Origin of the sequence: Pseudoxanthomonas sp. PXM01, from assembly GCF_014851815.1 — a bacterium.
Taxonomy (GTDB): Bacteria; Pseudomonadota; Gammaproteobacteria; order Xanthomonadales; family Xanthomonadaceae; genus Pseudoxanthomonas_A.
In genome coordinates, this window is record NZ_JACVAJ010000002.1 from 335108 (window position 1) to 350371 (window position 15264).

Here is a 15264-nt window from a genome sequence, read left to right on the forward strand (position 1 = left end):
CCATGCGCAAGACCCTGCTCGCCGCCGCTCTGCTGGCCTCGCTGTCCGCCTGCCAGAAGAGTGAAGCTCCCGTCGCCGCCTCCGGTGCGGAAACCGCCGCCACGGCCACGGATACCGCGAAGGCCGACGCCGCCTTCGCCGACCTGTCCAAGCGCGCGCTCGAGGGCTGGCTGCAGCTGTCGCCGGTCAGCGCCACCCAGATCGGCGAACACAAGTACGACGGTGAGCTGGACGACCTCAGCGCCGACGGCCGCCAGAAGAGCCTCGCCTTCAGCAAGAAGACCCTCGGCGAACTGGACGCGATGGATGTCACCGCGCTGTCGCGCGAGAACCAGGTCGATGCGGCCATCCTGCGCAACCAGTTGCAGTACGACATCTGGACCGCGGAAACGCTGGAGAGCTGGGCGTGGGATCCGCAGGTCTACAACAACGTCGCTGGCGGCGCGATCTATGGGCTGATGGCGCGCGAGTTCGCGCCGCTGCCGGAGCGCCTGAAGTCCGCGACCGCGCGCATGCAGAAGATCCCCGCGCTGCTGGCGCAGGCACGCGAGAACCTCGACCCGGCGCGTGTGCCGAAGATCCATGCCGAGACCGTCGCCAAGCAGAACGCCGGCATCCTCAGCATCGTCGACACGTTCATCACACCGAACCTCAAGGACCTGCCCGAGGCCGACCGCCAGCAGGCGCAGGCCGCCATCGACGGCCTGAAGAAGGCGGTCGCCGAACACCAGGCCTGGCTGGACAAGACCCTGGTACCGAACGCGAAGGGCGACTTCCGCATCGGCCAGACGCTGTACGACCAGAAGCTGCAGTTCGCCCTGCTCTCGTCGCTGTCGCGCGCCGACATCAAGCAGCGCGCGGAAGGCGAACTCAAGCGCGTGCGCGATGAGATGTACGGCATCGCCCGCACCGTGCTGAAGGACAAGCCCGGCGCCCCGGCGCTGCCCGAGACGCCGACGGCGGATGAACAGCAGAAGGCCATCGAAGCGGCGCTGGAACTGGCCTACGCCGAGCGACCCGCGCGCGACAAGGTGGTGCCGGACGCGGAAGCCGCGCTGGCGCAGGCCACCGAGTTCGTCCGCAAGCACGACCTGGTGACGCTGCCCGACGCACCGGTGGAAATCATCGAGATGCCGGAATTCCAGCGCGGCGTGGCGGTGGCCTACTGCGATTCGCCGGGCCCGCTCGACAAGCACCTGAAGACGTTCTACGCCGTCTCGCCGATTCCGGAAGATTGGGACCAGACGCAGGTCGACTCGTTCCTGCGCGAATACAACAGCCGGATGATCCACCTGCTGAGCATCCACGAAGGCACGCCGGGTCATTACCTGGAAGGCTGGCACTCGGCCAAGTTCCCGTCGACGCTGCGCGCCGTGCTGCGCTCGGGCATGTTCGCCGAAGGCTGGGCGGTCTATACCGAGAAGATGATGTCCGACGCCGGCTACCTGGACAACGATCCCCTGTTCCACCTGGTGCAGATGAAGTTCTACCTGCGCACGATCGCCAACGCGATCCTCGACCAGGGCGTGCAGGTGGACGGCTGGACGCGCGAGCAGGCGATGGACCTGATGGTGCGCCAGACCTTCCAGCAGGAGCGTGAAGCCGCCGGCAAGTGGACGCGCGCGCAACTGACCTCGGCGCAGCTGCCCACCTACTTCGTCGGTGTGCAGGAACACTTCGACCTGCGCAAGGCCGCCGAGGCCAAGCAGGGCGCGCAGTTCAACCTGAAGGCCTATCACGACCAGGTGCTGTCCTACGGCGCCCCACCGGTGCGCTTCGTGCGCCAGCTGATGCTGGACGAACCGATCAAGTGACCTCCCGGCGAACGCGGGGATCCAGCGACTTACGCTTCAACGACGAAGGGCAGGCACATCGCCTGCCCTTCTTTTTTCATGCGTCGTGCAGGCGCGCATGGGCGACCAGCACGCCATTGGCGTCGGCATAGACCCAGTCGCCCGGCGCGACCGAGACGCCGGCGAACGACACCGGTACATCGACCTCGCCCAGATCGCGCCGGTCCGTCTTCATCGGGTGCGAGGCCAGCGCCTGCACACCCAACGGCAACGTGGCGAGCACCTCGACATCGCGCACGCAGCCGAAGATCACCAGGCCGGACCAGCCGTTCTTCACCGCATTGCCCGCGATCAGGTCGCCCAGCAGCGCGCGCCGCAGCGACCCGCCACCATCGACCACGATCACCCGGCCCTCGCCCGGCGTCATCGCCAGTTCGCGCACGCGGGAGTTGTCGTTGAGGCATTTCACCGTCACCGCCGACCCGGCGAAACGCGCCTGTCCGCCGAAGCTGCGGAACACCGGTTCGGCCACCTGCACGTCGGGGAACTGGTCGCAGAGGTCGGGCGTGGTCCAGGTCATGCGAGGTCTCCGGCGTGGGATGGTCCGATGGTAACGCGGCCGCGACGACGGCCGGGCTATGCTGCCGGCATGGACGATCTCTTCGCTTCGGCTCCCCCTACCGCGACCGCGGGCATTCGCGTCGGCATCGGCGGCTGGACCTTCGCGCCCTGGCGCAGCAACTTCTATCCGGCCGGTCTGGTGCAGCGGCGCGAGCTGGAATACGCCAGCCGCCAGCTGACCGCCATCGAGATCAACGGCACCTACTACGGCGCGCAGAAGCCGGCGACCTACGCCAGCTGGCGCGACCAGACCCCGGACGGCTTCGTGTTCTCGGCCAAGGCGCCCAAGCGCATCATGCAGTCGCGCTCGCTGGCGTCGACGCAAGCGCAGGTGGAGGATTTCGTCGGCGGCATCGCCGAACTCGGCGCGAAGCTGGGGCCGCTGGTCTGGCAGTTCGAGGCGGGCCGCCGCGTCGATGCGGAGGAACTGGATGCGTTCCTCTCGCTGCTGCCGCGCGAGATCGACGGACGTCCGCTGCGGCATGCGCTGGAAGTGCGCGATCCGGCGGCCGTGACGGCGGACCTGGTCGATCTGGCGCGACGCCACCAGGTCGCCACCGTCTTCACCGATTCCGGCGACTATCCATCGTTCGGCGACCTCACCGCCGACTTCGTCTACGCGCGGCTGATGCGCTCGCAGCCGATCGACACCGGCTACCCGCCGAAGGAACTCGCGCTGTGGGCCGAACGCGCGCGCGCCTGGTCGCGCGGCGAAGACATCGCCGGGCTGCCGCACGTGGGCGAACCCGCACCGGCGCTGCCGCGACGCGATGTGTTCGTGTACTTCATCAGCAGTGCGAAGGAACGCAATCCCGCTGCCGCGATGGAACTGATCCGCCGGCTGGGCAGCTGACGTCCACGCTCAGTATTGCAGCGGGCGCTTCATCAGCACGAACACCGCGACGCCTACGCCCACCAGGCAGGTAAAGGCGACATAGTGCGCGGGCGCCATCGCGCCCCACGACGTCGACAGCCAGGCGATCATCGGCGGCGTGAGTCCACCGAATACCGCGTACGCGACGTTGTACGAGAACGACAGGCCGGTGAAGCGCACCTCGGGCGGGAACGCGACCACCATCAGCGCCGGCGTCACGCCGGTCACGCCGCAGCAGAAGCCGGCCAGCGCGTACCACGCGACGAACTGATCGTGGTTACCCGACACCAGTGCACCGTACAGCGCATAGGCGGACAGGCCCAATCCCAGCGAACCGGCCAACAGCGCGCGTCCCACGCCGAAACGGTCCACCGCCCAGCCCGCCACCAGGCAGCCGGCGATCAGTGCCAGCGTCGCCAGGCTGTTGCCGCGGAAGGCGATGGCGGCATCGATGCCGAAGCTGGTCTGCACCAGCGTCGGCGTGAGCAGCACGATGACCACGATGGCCGCCGTCAGCTGCCACGACGCCAGCATCGACAGCACGACGGCCGGACGGTGTTCGCCGAGCACCTGCTTCACCGGCAGCTTGCGTGCCAGCTGCTTGCGCTCGCGCATCTCCACGAAGACCGGCGTTTCCTCCAGCCAGCGACGCAGCCACACGGCCACAAAGCCGAACACGCCGCCCAACACGAACGGCACGCGCCAGACCCCGGCCTGCACCTCGTCCGGGGTGTAGTTCGCGTTGATCCACGCCGCCAGCAGCGATCCGATCAGGATGCCGGCCGTCAGTCCCGCCGTCAGCGTCGCGCAGGCGATGCCGACGCGGCGGCGCGGCACATGCTCGGCGACGAAGACCCACGCGCCCGGCACCTCCCCCCCCACGGCGATGCCCTGCACCAGCCGCATCGCCAGCAACAGCAGTGGCGCCAGCACGCCGACCTGCGCATGCGTCGGCAACAGGCCGATCAGCAGCGTAGGCACCGACATCATGAAGACGCTGAGGGTGAACATGCGCTTGCGCCCCAGCCGGTCGCCGAAGTGCGCCATCACGATGCCGCCCAGCGGCCGCGCCACATAGCCGGCCGCGAAAATGCCGTACACCTGCAGCTGCGCCAGCCACGGCTCCGTGCCCGGCGGGAAGAACAGCACGCCGAGGGTCTTGGCGAAGAACACGAAGACGACGAAGTCGTAGAACTCCAGCGCCCCGCCCAGCGCCGACAGGCCCAGCGTCTTCGCATCGCGGCGGTCGAATGGGCGTTGCGATTGGGGCAGTGCGTCGCCGGTGCTCATGCGGGAATCCTGCGGCCCGGTACGGCCATGGCGCGCGAACATCGCATGGCGCGCGGTACGCGTCCAGCCTCCACCATCCTTCCGGTAGGAGCCAGCCACCTTCCTGTGGGAGCGACGTAAGTCGCGATTGCCGGCCGGCCTCGTGAAGCCCCCAAGGGCAAGGTGTCGAGGGCGAAGGGCATTGCGGTCGAAGCCGGGAAAAGCTCGCGACTTACGTCGCTCCCACAAGACAGGTTCCGAGCCCGGTGGTCGCGAGTGGTCCCATCGCCAGCCCCGCAAGGCTTCGGCGACAATGCACGGATGCCGATGACCCCGACCGCCAAGACCCAGTTGCAGATCCACCTGTGCGTGCTGCTGTGGGGCTTCACCCCGATCCTGGGCAAGCTGATCAGCCTGTCCGCCCTGCCGCTGGTGTGGTGGCGCATGCTGATCGTGGTGGTCGCCCTCGCCTTCCTGCCGCGCGTGTGGCGCGGGCTGCGCGCGATGTCGCCGAAACTGGTGCTGGCCTACTGCGGCATCGGGGTGATCGTGGCGCTGCACTGGTTGACCTTCTATGGCGCGATCAAGCTGTCCAATGCCTCGGTGGCGGTGACCTGTATCGCCCTGGCGCCGGCCTTCACGTCGGTGATCGAGCCCTGGCTGACGCGGCGGCCCTTCTCGTGGCGCGAGCTGCTGTTCGGCGTCGCGGTGCTGCCGGGCGTGGCGCTGGTGGTCGGCGGCATCCCGGATGGCATGCGGCTGGGCGTGCTGGTCGGTGCGATCTCGGCGCTGCTGGTGGCGGTGTTCGGCCCGCTCAACAAGCGCCTGATCGACCATGGCGAACCGCTGACGATCACCGGGCTGGAACTGGGCGCCGGCACGCTGCTGCTGACCCTGCTCGCACCGCTGATGCCGATGCTGTTCCCCGCCTTCGCCGGCGACCTGTTCGTGTTGCCCGGCCTGAAGGACGGCGCGCTGCTGGTGGTGCTGTCGCTGGCCTGCACGTTGCTGCCGTTCGCGCTGTCGCTGGTGGCGCTGAAGCATCTGAGCGCGTACGGCGTGCAGCTGGTGACCAACCTGGAACCGGTCTACGCCATCGTGCTGGCGATCGTGCTGCTGGGGGAACAGCGCGAACTGACGCCGCTGTTCTACCTCGGCGTGGGCATCATCCTGGCCGCCGTGTTCCTGCACCCGCTGGTGCAGCGCCCGAAGCGCATCGAGCACCCGGAGATGCTGGGCACCTCCGAGGCCAAGAACGTCGTCGACTGAAACATCGTCGACCGAAGCCGGTCAGCGAGCGACCAGCACCGGCACCGGGCTCAGCGCGATGACCTTCAGCGCGACCGAACCCACGAACAGCTGCTTCAGCGCGCCGCGGCCATGCGTGCCGACGACGACCAGGTCGGACTTCGATGCCTTCGCCTGCTTGACGATGCTTTCCGCGGGCTCGCCGACCAGATAGGTCTCCCGGAACGGCAGCCGCGCGCGCTTGAGCGCGGTGCGTGCCTTCTTCATCGCGTACGCGGCGTTCTCCGCGTGGTAACTCACCACGCCGTCCTTGCCCAGGTTCAGGGCGACCGAGCGCAGCAGCGGCGGATCGGCATAGAACAGGGTGATGTCCGGCGGTTCCGCCAGCGCCGCACTGAAGTCGACCAGCTGCCGCACGGCGGCCAGGCCGACCTCGCTTCCATCCACTGCCACCAGGATCTTCATCGTCGTGCTCCGCATGCAGGGCGAGCGCACGATGCGCCGCCGACACGGACACAATGCGTCCGCGGGTCGCAGCGCGCATTGATCGCGATCAAATCAGGCGGCGGCCACCACCCGGTCGCGCCCGCTGCGCTTGGCCTCGTATAGGGCCTGGTCGGCGCGGCGGAACATGGCCTCGGCGCTGTCGTCCCGCTGCCGGGCGGCCACGCCGATGCTGACGGAGACCGGCAGGCCGATCGGCAGCAGGCCCACGCTCTGGCGCATGAACTCGCACTGCAGGCGCGCCTCTTCCAGCGTGGCGCCGGGCATCAGGATGACGAACTCCTCGCCGCCATGGCGCGCCGCAAGTCCACGGCCCGCCGCCTGCGCCTTCAGCATGTCGCCCAGCGCCACCAGCACGCGGTCGCCCTCGTCGTGGCCGTGGAGGTCGTTGACCGTCTTGAAGTGGTCCACGTCGAGCACCGCAACGGCCAGCGGATCGCCGCTCTGCGCGGCCTTCTGCATGGCGCCGTCCAGCGCCGCCGTGAACGCGCGGCGGTTCGGAAGCCCGGTCAGCGGATCGGTCCTGGTCTGTTCCGAAAGATCGGCATTCTGCTGCTCCAGCTCGTCCTGGTACCGCTGCATCTGCTGCTCGTACCACGTACGCTCGTGCAGTTGGTGCCGCAATTGCTTGCTGACGCGACGCAGTTCGAGCAGCTGCACGATCTGCCGCGACAGCGCATCCAGCGCCTGCAACTGGAACGGCGCCAACGCGTGCGGGCGGTCGTCCACCACGCAGAGCGCGCCCAGCGCGAACCCCTCCTGCGTCACCAGCGGCGCGCCGGCGTAGAAGCGGATGCCGTTCGCCGCGGCCACCAGCGGATTGGACGAGAAACGCTGGTCGAGCGTGGCATCCGGCACCACCGTCGCAGCGCCCGGATCCAGCACCGTGTGTGCGCAGAACGAGGTGTCCAGCGACGGATCCGGACTTTCCATGCCCACCTGGGCCTTGAACCACTGGCGGTCGCCGTCGATCAGCGTCACCGCCGCCATCGGCACGCCGCAGATGCCGGCGGCGATGCGGACCAGGTCGTCGAACGCGCGCTCGGGTTCGCTGTCGAGGATGTCGAAGCTGCGTAGCGCGGCCAGACGGGCTTCTTCGTTGTCGGGCTTCGGCGGTCGGCTCATGCCGGCAGTCCTGTACCGGGGATGGGCAGAGTATGCCCGCGTCCGCTTAGCAGGTAAGCACCACTGACGCGACGTCGGTCACGCTACCGCTACCAGGTCTCCTGCTGCGGCAGCAGACCGCGCAGTTCCTGGTCGGTGAGGTTGCGCCAGCGCCCGGCCTTCAGGTCGCCCAGCTTCACGTTGTCGATGCGCACGCGCCGCAACTGGGTGACGCGGTAATCGAAGGCCGCGGCCATCAGGCGGATCTGCCGGTTCAGGCCCTGGGTCAGGGTGATGCGGAAACCGAACTTGGCGATCCGGCTGGTGCGGCACGGCAGCGTCATCTGCCCGTGCACGCGTACGCCACGCGCCATGCCGCGCAGGAACTCGTCGGTCACCGGCTTGTTCACCGCCACCAGGTATTCCTTTTCGTGGCGGTTCTCGGCGCGCAGGATCTGGTTGACGATGTCGCCGTTGCTGGTCAGCAGGATCAACCCTTCCGAATCCTTGTCCAGCCGACCGATCGGGAAGATGCGCTGCTCGTGGCCGATGAAGTCGACGATGTTGTCCTTCACCGACGACTCGGTGGTGCAGGTCACGCCGACCGGCTTGTTCAGCACGATGTAGACGTGCTTGCGCTTGCCGGCCTTGGCGGCGCGCACCTTGATCGACTGGCCGTCGACGCGCACCTCGTCGCCCTCGCCGACCACCGCGCCCATGCCGGCGGCAATGCCGTTGACGGTCACGCGGCGCTCGGCGATCAGGCGGTCGGCCTCGCGGCGGGAACAGAAGCCGGTCTCGGCGATGTGTTTGTTGAGGCGGGTGGTCATGCCGCCATTATCCGGGATCGGCCGCCCGGCGTGCGCGTCAGGCGGGTTCGGCCAACGCCTCGGCGGACACCGTGTCCACGCTCGCGCCCGCCATGAGTTCACCGATCGGGCACGGGGCATGGACCGCATAGCCCTGCGCATAGCCGATGCCCACCTCGCGCAGCTGCGCCAGCACCGCGTCGTTCTCCACCCATTCCGCCACCGTGACCTTCCCCAGTGCCTGGCCCATCTGGCTCATGGAACGGACCAGCGCCAGGTCGGACTCGCCGCGGGCGAGATCGCGGATGAAGGCGCCGTCGATCTTGAGGATGTCCACCGGCAGGCGCTTGAGGTAGGCGAACGACGACAGGCCGCTGCCGAAATCGTCCAGTGCGATCCGGCAACCGCGCGCGCGCATCGCATCGATGAAACGGCAGGCATCGTCCAGATTGGCGATCACCGCGGTCTCGGTGATCTCGAAGCACAGCCGCGTCGCGACGCCCGGGTGCCGGTCAAGCAGCAGGCCAACGTGTTCCAGGAACGCCGGATCGGCGATGGACTGTGCGGACACGTTTACGTGGCACAGCTCGACCTGCGCAAGATGGCCCGGGTGCCGGGCGAGGAACCCGCACACCGCATCCACCACGAAGCGGTCCACCGCCATGCCCTGCCCGTAACGCTCCATCGCCGGCAGGAAGACGCCCGGCGCATGCACCTCGCCCTCGCGATCGAGCAGGCGCACCAGCACTTCGTACTGCAGGCGTTCCCCGCCTGCCAGCGGAACGATCCGCTGCGCGTACAGCAGCAGGCGCTGTTCGGCGATGGCGAGCTGCGTGTGGGCAACCCATTCCAGTTCGCGCCGCCGGCGCGACAGACTGGGGTCGGAATCGCGGTAGCAGCGGATGCGGTTGCGGCCCTCTTCCTTGGCCACGTAGCACGCGGCGTCGGCGGCGCGCAGCAACCAGTCGACGTCGACCGCGTCGTCGTTGATCTCGGCCACGCCGATACTGCAGTTCAGGCCGAACATGCGGCCGTTCCAGCGGAAGGCGTCCTCGCCGAGCGCGGCATGGATCCGCGCCATCGCCGTTTCCGCTTCTTCCAGCGTGGTGTCGTGCAGGAGCACGGCGAACTCGTCGCCCCCTAAGCGCCCCACCCAGTCGCCGCGGCGCAGCTGCGCCGCCACGCGCTGCGCGAACTCGCACAGGAAGCGGTCCCCGGCCTCGTGGCCACAGGTGTCGTTGACCAGCTTGAACTGGTCCAGGTCGATGAAGCACAGCGTGTGCCGTTGACGGCATCCGCGCGCGCTGCCCAGGGCGCTGCCCAGCCGCCTCGCGATCTCGCGGCGGTTGATCAGGCCGGTCAGTTCGTCGTGGCTGGCCTGGTACGCGATCTCGCAGGCCAGTTCGTGCGCCTCGGACACGTCTTCCGCCAGCACGAACACCTGCTCGCCCCGTCCCGCCCGCGCGTCCACCACGGAGGCCGTCCAGCGCACCCAGCGCACCTCCCCGTCCGGGCGCAGGAAGCGGCGTTCGCCAGGCTCCCGCATGCGCGTCCAGTCGATCGCACCGGCCGCGTCCCGGTGCAGGTCGTCCGGATGCAGCACGTCCTGCAGGCGCAGTTCGCGCAGCTCCTGCAGCGGCCGCGACAGGATCTGCGCCAGCGCCTCGTTGGCCTGCGCGAACCGCCCTTCCCGGTCCAGCTTGAGCATCCCGACCACCGACTGATGGAACGCCATGCGGAACTCGCTCTCGGTCTCGCGCACGTGGCGCAGGGTCCCGCGCATCACCCGCAACGCGTAGGCACACAGCGCCACGAAGACGAGCGCGCTCAGACCCAGCAGGATCCGCCGCATGAAGTGCGCGCCTTCGGCCAGCGAGCGCGAGAACGCCAGTTCCTTGGGCCGCAGCCGGGCATCGATGGCCAGCAGGTGCCGCTGGTGGGCCTGCACGCTGGCCGCATCGAGCGGCCCCCGTGCGACCTGCGCCTCGAGCGTATCGGCCATGGCCACCAATTGGTCGACCTCGACCTCGGCTTCACGCCACAGGCGGACGGAGTCGCGGAAGTACGGCGCCTGTCCCAGCGCCCGGTACATCCAGATCAGCCGGCCGATGTCGTCCGGCGCGTTGTTCCCCTGCAGGAAGCCTGCGCGTGCGGCCTCGACATCCGCCGGATCCCGCTCCAGCGCGAGCCGGCCGGCACGGTCGCCCAGCGGCACGCGCAACGCCTCGCGCGCGGCCTCCAGGTCGGCCTGGCGCCCATGGCCGGCGTATCGGTAGAGCGCCAGGACGGCGCGCTGGTGCGCCTTCGACCAATGGCTCTCGCCGATGATGTAGGCAGTGGCGCCGGCCTGGGTTTCCAGCACGGCAGCCGTCAGCAGCGCACCCAGCGCGGAGAGCAGGATGAGCGCGGCCACCCGCGCGGGCAGCCGGTGCAGCCCGCGGTCGTCGTCCTGACGGCCGGGTCGTCCCCGTGCCCTGGCTACTCCGTTTTCCACCTATCGCTCCTGTCGGTCTGCGCGGAAGGAAGGCATCCGCGCCGGCCTCTGCCGTCGTTCATCGGCCGTGGAGCGCATGGCTTGAGGACCACGCTCCGGTCCGGGGATGTCCTGCCGACCAATGGTCGTGCCGCGTCAGCGGTCCAGATCGCCGTCGTCGACGGTCCCGGCGTCGACCACGCGGTCGCGTCCCGCGTGCTTGGCGCGGTACATGGCGCCATCGGCCCGGCGCAGCAGCGACGCGGGATCGGCATCCTCCGGCATCAGGGTGGCCAGGCCGATGCTGGCGGTGACGACCAGGCCATCGATACCCAGGCCTGCGCCCGCGGCACTGACCTGGCCCCGCATCGCCTCCAGCCGCGCACGCGCGGTCGCACCGCCGATGCCAGGCAGCAGCACCAGGAACTCCTCGCCGCCCATGCGGATCACGTCCGCCGGATCGCGTACGGCGCCGGTCAGCGTCGCCGCGACGGCGACCAGTACGCGGTCGCCGGCTTCGTGTCCGTGCACGTCGTTGATGCGCTTGAACAGGTCGATGTCCAGGAAGCCCACCGCCAGCGTGTCGTCGCCGGTGCGCGCGTCGCGCATGTGCTGCTCCAGCCGCTTCAGGCCGGCACGGCGGTTGGGCAGGCCGGTCAGTTCGTCGGTGTCGGCGAGTGCGCGCATCTCGTCGCGCTGGCGGCGCAACTGGCCCAGGCGCAGGTTCAGCACGTAGGCGCTGACGGTCAGGAACCAGGTGATCGAGAGCTGGATCGCTTCGACGCGGTATTCGATCAGCAGGCAGCTGTCGGCCAGGTCCATCGCCGCCATCGCCAGGAACGGCAGCACGGCGGCGATCGCCGGCACGGCATCGGCACGGTGGTGGCGCAGCAGGCCCAGTCCCAGCGCGAGCACCACCACACAGCCCATCACGAAGCCGCTGTCCATCGCCGTCGCCAGTTGCGACAGGCCGGCGGTCGGCAACCACGCCGTCGCCACGGCCAGCGCGCACAGGCCGGCGGTGAACCAGGGCAGCCAGCGCTGCGTCTTCGGCCAGATGCGTGCACCGCCGACCAGCAGCCACATCACGTACAGCAGGATCGGCAAGCCGACGCAGGAGAACGCCACCAGCCAGCGGGATTCCTGTCCGTCCACCGGCAGCCAGGGTTCGGGGTAGCCGCTGAGGCCGCTGAGCACGGACTGCCCCAGCACACTCAACGCGCACAGCAGGGTGTAGCCCAGGAAGACGCGGTCGCGCGTGCTCAGGAAGCCCATCAAGGCCATGAAGGCCAGGGCGATGGCGATGGCCACGCAGGCGGTACGCACCAGCAGGCGTGCGGTATCGAACTGCTGCACGGGACTCGGTGCGCCGATGCGCACGGTGGGTATCCAGCCCGGCTTCAGCGGCTTTTCCCACGCGACCTGGATCGGTTCGCGGTTGCCGGCCGCCGGTACCACCACCATGCCGACGCCGGCGCGGAAGCGCGAGTCGCGCGTGCGCGCATCGTGCATGCGTCCGCAGATCTCGCGGTCGCCGTGGTGCACGCGCACTTCGCCGGCGAAGATGTTGAAGACATTGATCGCCTGCGGCGCGCCCGACCAGCCCTCGGGCGGCGCGGGAATCTCGACGCGTTCGGTCAGTTCCGCCTGCATCCCGGGCGTACAGTGACGCTGCGGGGCCTGTTCGGACGTCGGTTCGCCGGTGACCAGATAGTCACGGCCGACCTGCGGGGCCGCCAGTGCCGGGCACGACAGGGCCACGAGCAGCAACAGCCACCCCGCGATCCCGCCTGCCCGTCCCCCTATCGACTTCACCAACACTCCGATACGTCGCCGCGTCCCGACATCCGGTGTGCTGGCTTGCGTCTGCGAAATGCAATATCTGTGCCACGTGCCGGCATCCCACGCCGGATCTGCCTCATTGCGCCGACGCTTCCGCGCCGGAGGCTGCCACCCTCACTCGCGTGGCGGCCCCTTGCGGTGCGGTTTGCCGGCGCCGAACGGCTTGTCGCCGCGCGGCTTGCCCTTGCCCGGGCCGCCGAACTTGCGCGGCGGCGCCGCGCCTGCGCCGGCACCACCACCCTCGCCCGGCTTGTGGATGCGCAGCTGCTGGCCGGACACCCAGACCTTCTTCAGGTGCATCAGCACTTCGCGCGGCATGCCTTCGGGCAGGTCCAGTGTGGTGTGGTCGTGCTGGATGTCGATGCGGCCGATGTAGCGGCTCTCCAGCCCCGCCTCGTTGGCGATCGCGCCGACGATGTTGGCCGGCTTCACGCCATGCGCGTGGCCCACTTCGATGCGGTACGTCTCCATGCCCACGTCCGGCGCACTGCGCGGAGCCTTGTCGGCGCGCGGACGGTCGGTGTCGGGGCGTTCGATCTTCGAGCGTTCCGGCTTGTCGAAACTGCGTGCCGGACGCTCGCCCGGGCCGTCGTCGCGGCGCGGACGCTCGTCGCGCTCGCGGCGCGGCGCGTTGCCGTAGGTCTCGCTGCGCACCGGGCGCTGTTCGCGCGGCGTGCGCTCCTGCGACAGCAGCAGCGGCGTGTCGCCCTGCACCAGCTGCGCCAGCGCGGCGGCGATGTCCACCGCCGGCACGTTCTGCTCGCGCTCGTAGCGCTCGATCAGCGCGCGGAATTCGCCGGCCTTGCCGGACGCCAGCGTGTCGGTGATGCGCGCCAGGAACTTCTCCACGCGACGGTCGTTGACCGCTTCCACGCTGGGCAGCTGCATTTCCTCGATCGGCTGGCGCGTGGCGCGCTCGATCGACCGCAGCATGCCCTTCTCGCGCGGGGTGACGAACAGGATCGCGTCGCCGGCGCGGCCCGCACGGCCGGTGCGGCCGATGCGGTGCACGTAGCTTTCGGTGTCGTACGGGATGTCGTAGTTCAGCACGTGGCTGATGCGCTCCACGTCCAGGCCGCGCGCGGCCACGTCGGTGGCGACCAGGATGTCCAGCTTGCCGTCCTTGAGCTGCTGGATGGTCTTCTCGCGTGCCGCCTGCTGCATGTCGCCGTTGATCGCCGCCGCCGCCAGGCCGCGGGCCTGCAGCTTGTCGGCCAGTTCCTCGGTCGCCGCCTTGGTGCGCGCGAAGATGATCATGCCGTCGAACGGTTCGACTTCCAGGATGCGGGTCAGCGCATCCAGCTTGTGCATGCCGCTGACCCACCAGTAGCGCTGACGGATGTTGGCCGAGGTGGTGGTCTTCGAGGCGATGTTCACCTCGACCGGTTCCTTCAGGTAGGTCTGCGCGATGCGGCGGATCGCCGGCGGCATCGTGGCGGAGAACAGCGCCACCTGGCGCGTTTCCGGGGTCTTCTTCAGCACCGTCTCGACGTCGTCGATGAAGCCCATGCGCAGCATTTCATCGGCTTCGTCGAGCACCAGCGTGGTCAGGCCGGACAGGTCCAGCGAGCCGCGCTCCAGGTGGTCGATCACGCGGCCGGGAGTGCCGACCACGACATGCACGCCGCGCTTCAGCGCCTGCAGCTGCGGGTAGTAGCTCTGTCCGCCGTAGATCGGCAACACGTGGAAGCCGGGAATCTTGCCGGCGTACTTCTGGAACGCCTCGGCCACCTGGATCGCCAGTTCGCGCGTCGGCGCCAGCACCAGCGCCTGCGGGCTGCCGGCTTTCAGGTCGATGTTGGACAGCACCGGCAGCGCGAACGCGGCGGTCTTGCCGGTGCCGGTCTGGGCCGTGCCCAGCACGTCGCGCTTGGCCAGCATGGCCGGGATGGTGGCCGCCTGGATCGGCGACGGACTCTCGTAGCCCACCTCGGTGACCGCCGCCATGACAGGCGCGGGCAGGCCGAGATCGGCGAACAGGAGGGGGGCTGGCGAGGGGGATTCGGTAGACATGCGGACACTCCGGGGCGTCGCGGAGCCGCACGCCGAGCCGCATATTGTGCGCTTTCGGGCGGCTCCTGTCGCGTTGCAGCACGATCCGGGGGCCGCGGCCGTGATTTTTCCGCCACCCCGGCGAATCACCTTCCAGACCGCACAATCGACGGGTGCCGGGATGGAAACGATCACGATCATGAACCCCCTGACGGACACGGACGCCTCCACTGACGCCTCCACGGACTTCCCGCGCCTGCTGCAACAGCACCGCGGCGTCCTGATGAAGGTCGCCGGCACGTATGCCTGGCACCCCGACGACCGCGACGACCTGGTGCAGGAGATCGCCACCCAGCTGTGGCGCGCCTGGCGGGACTACGACCCGGCGCGGCCGTTCTCCACCTGGATGTACCGGATCGCGCTGAACGTGGCCATTTCGCATGTCCGCAGCCGCACCCGCGGCGTGCAGCCAGAGGCCTGGCATGAGGACCACCACGACGTGGCCGACCCGCGCGCGCACGACCACGAAGGCCGCCAGCAGGTCGACCTGCTGTACCGCTTCATCCAGGCGCAGCCGCCGCTCGACCGCGCCCTGCTGCTGCTCTACCTGGAAGACCACAGCTACCGCGAGATGGCCGACGTGCTCGGCCTGAGCGAAACCAACGTCGCCACCAAGATCGGCCGGCTGAAGCAGCGGCTGCGCCAGGAACTCTGACCGATGAACCCTTCTTACGG

At 69.1% G+C, this 15264-nt stretch carries 12 protein-coding genes; 4 read left to right on the forward strand and 8 right to left on the reverse strand.

Annotated features, from left to right (window positions below; genetic code table 11):
• Window positions 1–2: 2 nt before the first annotated feature.
• On the forward strand, window positions 3–1814 hold the full coding sequence (locus IB230_RS10950) for a DUF885 domain-containing protein (RefSeq protein ID WP_192272133.1): 1812 nt from the start codon (window positions 3–5) through the stop codon (window positions 1812–1814).
• 76 nt (window positions 1815–1890) lie between these two features.
• Here the strand turns inward: IB230_RS10950 and rraA are convergent, their stop codons facing one another.
• A complete protein-coding gene (gene rraA, locus IB230_RS10955) occupies window positions 1891–2373 on the reverse strand; it encodes a ribonuclease E activity regulator RraA (RefSeq protein WP_192272135.1) in 483 nt (160 codons plus the stop codon).
• A 69-nt stretch (window positions 2374–2442) separates the two neighbouring features.
• Between rraA and IB230_RS10960 the strand changes: the two genes are divergently transcribed.
• Entirely contained in the window at window positions 2443–3267 is an 825-nt protein-coding gene (locus IB230_RS10960; RefSeq protein WP_192272137.1) for a DUF72 domain-containing protein, read from the forward strand.
• A 9-nt stretch (window positions 3268–3276) separates the two neighbouring features.
• On the opposite strand, the gene IB230_RS10965 is transcribed toward IB230_RS10960, so the two are convergent.
• On the reverse strand, window positions 3277–4578 hold the full coding sequence (locus IB230_RS10965) for an MFS transporter (RefSeq protein WP_192272139.1): 1302 nt from the start codon (window positions 4576–4578) through the stop codon (window positions 3277–3279).
• 300 nt (window positions 4579–4878) lie between these two features.
• Here IB230_RS10965 and IB230_RS10970 point away from each other — a divergent pair, with 300 nt between their 5' ends.
• A complete protein-coding gene (locus IB230_RS10970; RefSeq protein WP_192272141.1) occupies window positions 4879–5826 on the forward strand; it encodes a DMT family transporter in 948 nt (315 codons plus the stop codon).
• A gap of 21 nt (window positions 5827–5847) precedes the next feature.
• Here IB230_RS10970 and IB230_RS10975 read toward each other — a convergent pair whose 3' ends face one another.
• The 6 genes from IB230_RS10975 to IB230_RS11000 all read right to left on the reverse strand — a co-directional run bounded on the left by IB230_RS10975 (window position 5848) and on the right by IB230_RS11000 (window position 14550).
• Window positions 5848–6270, reverse strand: coding sequence for a universal stress protein (locus IB230_RS10975; RefSeq protein ID WP_192272143.1), 423 nt, complete (start codon window positions 6268–6270; stop codon window positions 5848–5850).
• Window positions 6271–6363: 93 nt separating this feature from the next.
• Window positions 6364–7434: a sensor domain-containing diguanylate cyclase gene (locus IB230_RS10980; RefSeq protein WP_192272145.1), complete on the reverse strand. Its 1071-nt coding sequence runs from the start codon at window positions 7432–7434 to the stop codon at window positions 6364–6366.
• 89 nt (window positions 7435–7523) lie between these two features.
• Complete coding sequence (locus tag IB230_RS10985; RefSeq protein ID WP_192272147.1) at window positions 7524–8243, reverse strand: pseudouridine synthase; 720 nt, start codon at window positions 8241–8243, stop codon at window positions 7524–7526.
• Window positions 8244–8280: 37 nt separating this feature from the next.
• Window positions 8281–10716, reverse strand: a complete 2436-nt coding sequence (locus IB230_RS10990) for an EAL domain-containing protein (RefSeq protein ID WP_192272149.1) — start codon at window positions 10714–10716, stop codon at window positions 8281–8283.
• A 135-nt stretch (window positions 10717–10851) separates the two neighbouring features.
• A complete protein-coding gene (locus IB230_RS10995) occupies window positions 10852–12510 on the reverse strand; it encodes a diguanylate cyclase (protein WP_343227307.1) in 1659 nt (552 codons plus the stop codon).
• 141 nt (window positions 12511–12651) lie between these two features.
• On the reverse strand, window positions 12652–14550 hold the full coding sequence (locus tag IB230_RS11000; RefSeq protein WP_192272151.1) for a DEAD/DEAH box helicase: 1899 nt from the start codon (window positions 14548–14550) through the stop codon (window positions 12652–12654).
• Between the two features lie 178 nt (window positions 14551–14728).
• Between IB230_RS11000 and IB230_RS11005 the strand changes: the two genes are divergently transcribed.
• Window positions 14729–15244 (forward strand): sigma-70 family RNA polymerase sigma factor, encoded by a 516-nt coding sequence (locus IB230_RS11005; protein ID WP_192272153.1) that lies wholly within the window; start codon window positions 14729–14731, stop codon window positions 15242–15244.
• The last annotated feature ends 20 nt before the right edge of the window (window positions 15245–15264 follow it).

Excerpts from the sequence above, each read along its gene's own strand:
- IB230_RS10970 (WP_192272141.1), top strand. The coding sequence starts at position 4,879 with ATGCCGATGACCCCGACCGCCAAGACCCAGTTGCAGATCCACCTGTGC.
- rraA (WP_192272135.1), bottom strand. The coding sequence starts at position 2,373 with ATGACCTGGACCACGCCCGACCTCTGCGACCAGTTCCCCGACGTGCAG.
- IB230_RS10965 (WP_192272139.1), bottom strand. The coding sequence starts at position 4,578 with ATGAGCACCGGCGACGCACTGCCCCAATCGCAACGCCCATTCGACCGC.
- IB230_RS11005 (WP_192272153.1), top strand. The coding sequence starts at position 14,729 with ATGAACCCCCTGACGGACACGGACGCCTCCACTGACGCCTCCACGGAC.
- IB230_RS10985 (WP_192272147.1), bottom strand. The coding sequence starts at position 8,243 with ATGACCACCCGCCTCAACAAACACATCGCCGAGACCGGCTTCTGTTCC.
- IB230_RS10950 (WP_192272133.1), top strand. The coding sequence starts at position 3 with ATGCGCAAGACCCTGCTCGCCGCCGCTCTGCTGGCCTCGCTGTCCGCC.
- IB230_RS10975 (WP_192272143.1), bottom strand. The coding sequence starts at position 6,270 with ATGAAGATCCTGGTGGCAGTGGATGGAAGCGAGGTCGGCCTGGCCGCC.
- IB230_RS11000 (WP_192272151.1), bottom strand. The coding sequence starts at position 14,550 with ATGTCTACCGAATCCCCCTCGCCAGCCCCCCTCCTGTTCGCCGATCTC.
- IB230_RS10960 (WP_192272137.1), top strand. The coding sequence starts at position 2,443 with ATGGACGATCTCTTCGCTTCGGCTCCCCCTACCGCGACCGCGGGCATT.
- IB230_RS10980 (WP_192272145.1), bottom strand. The coding sequence starts at position 7,434 with ATGAGCCGACCGCCGAAGCCCGACAACGAAGAAGCCCGTCTGGCCGCG.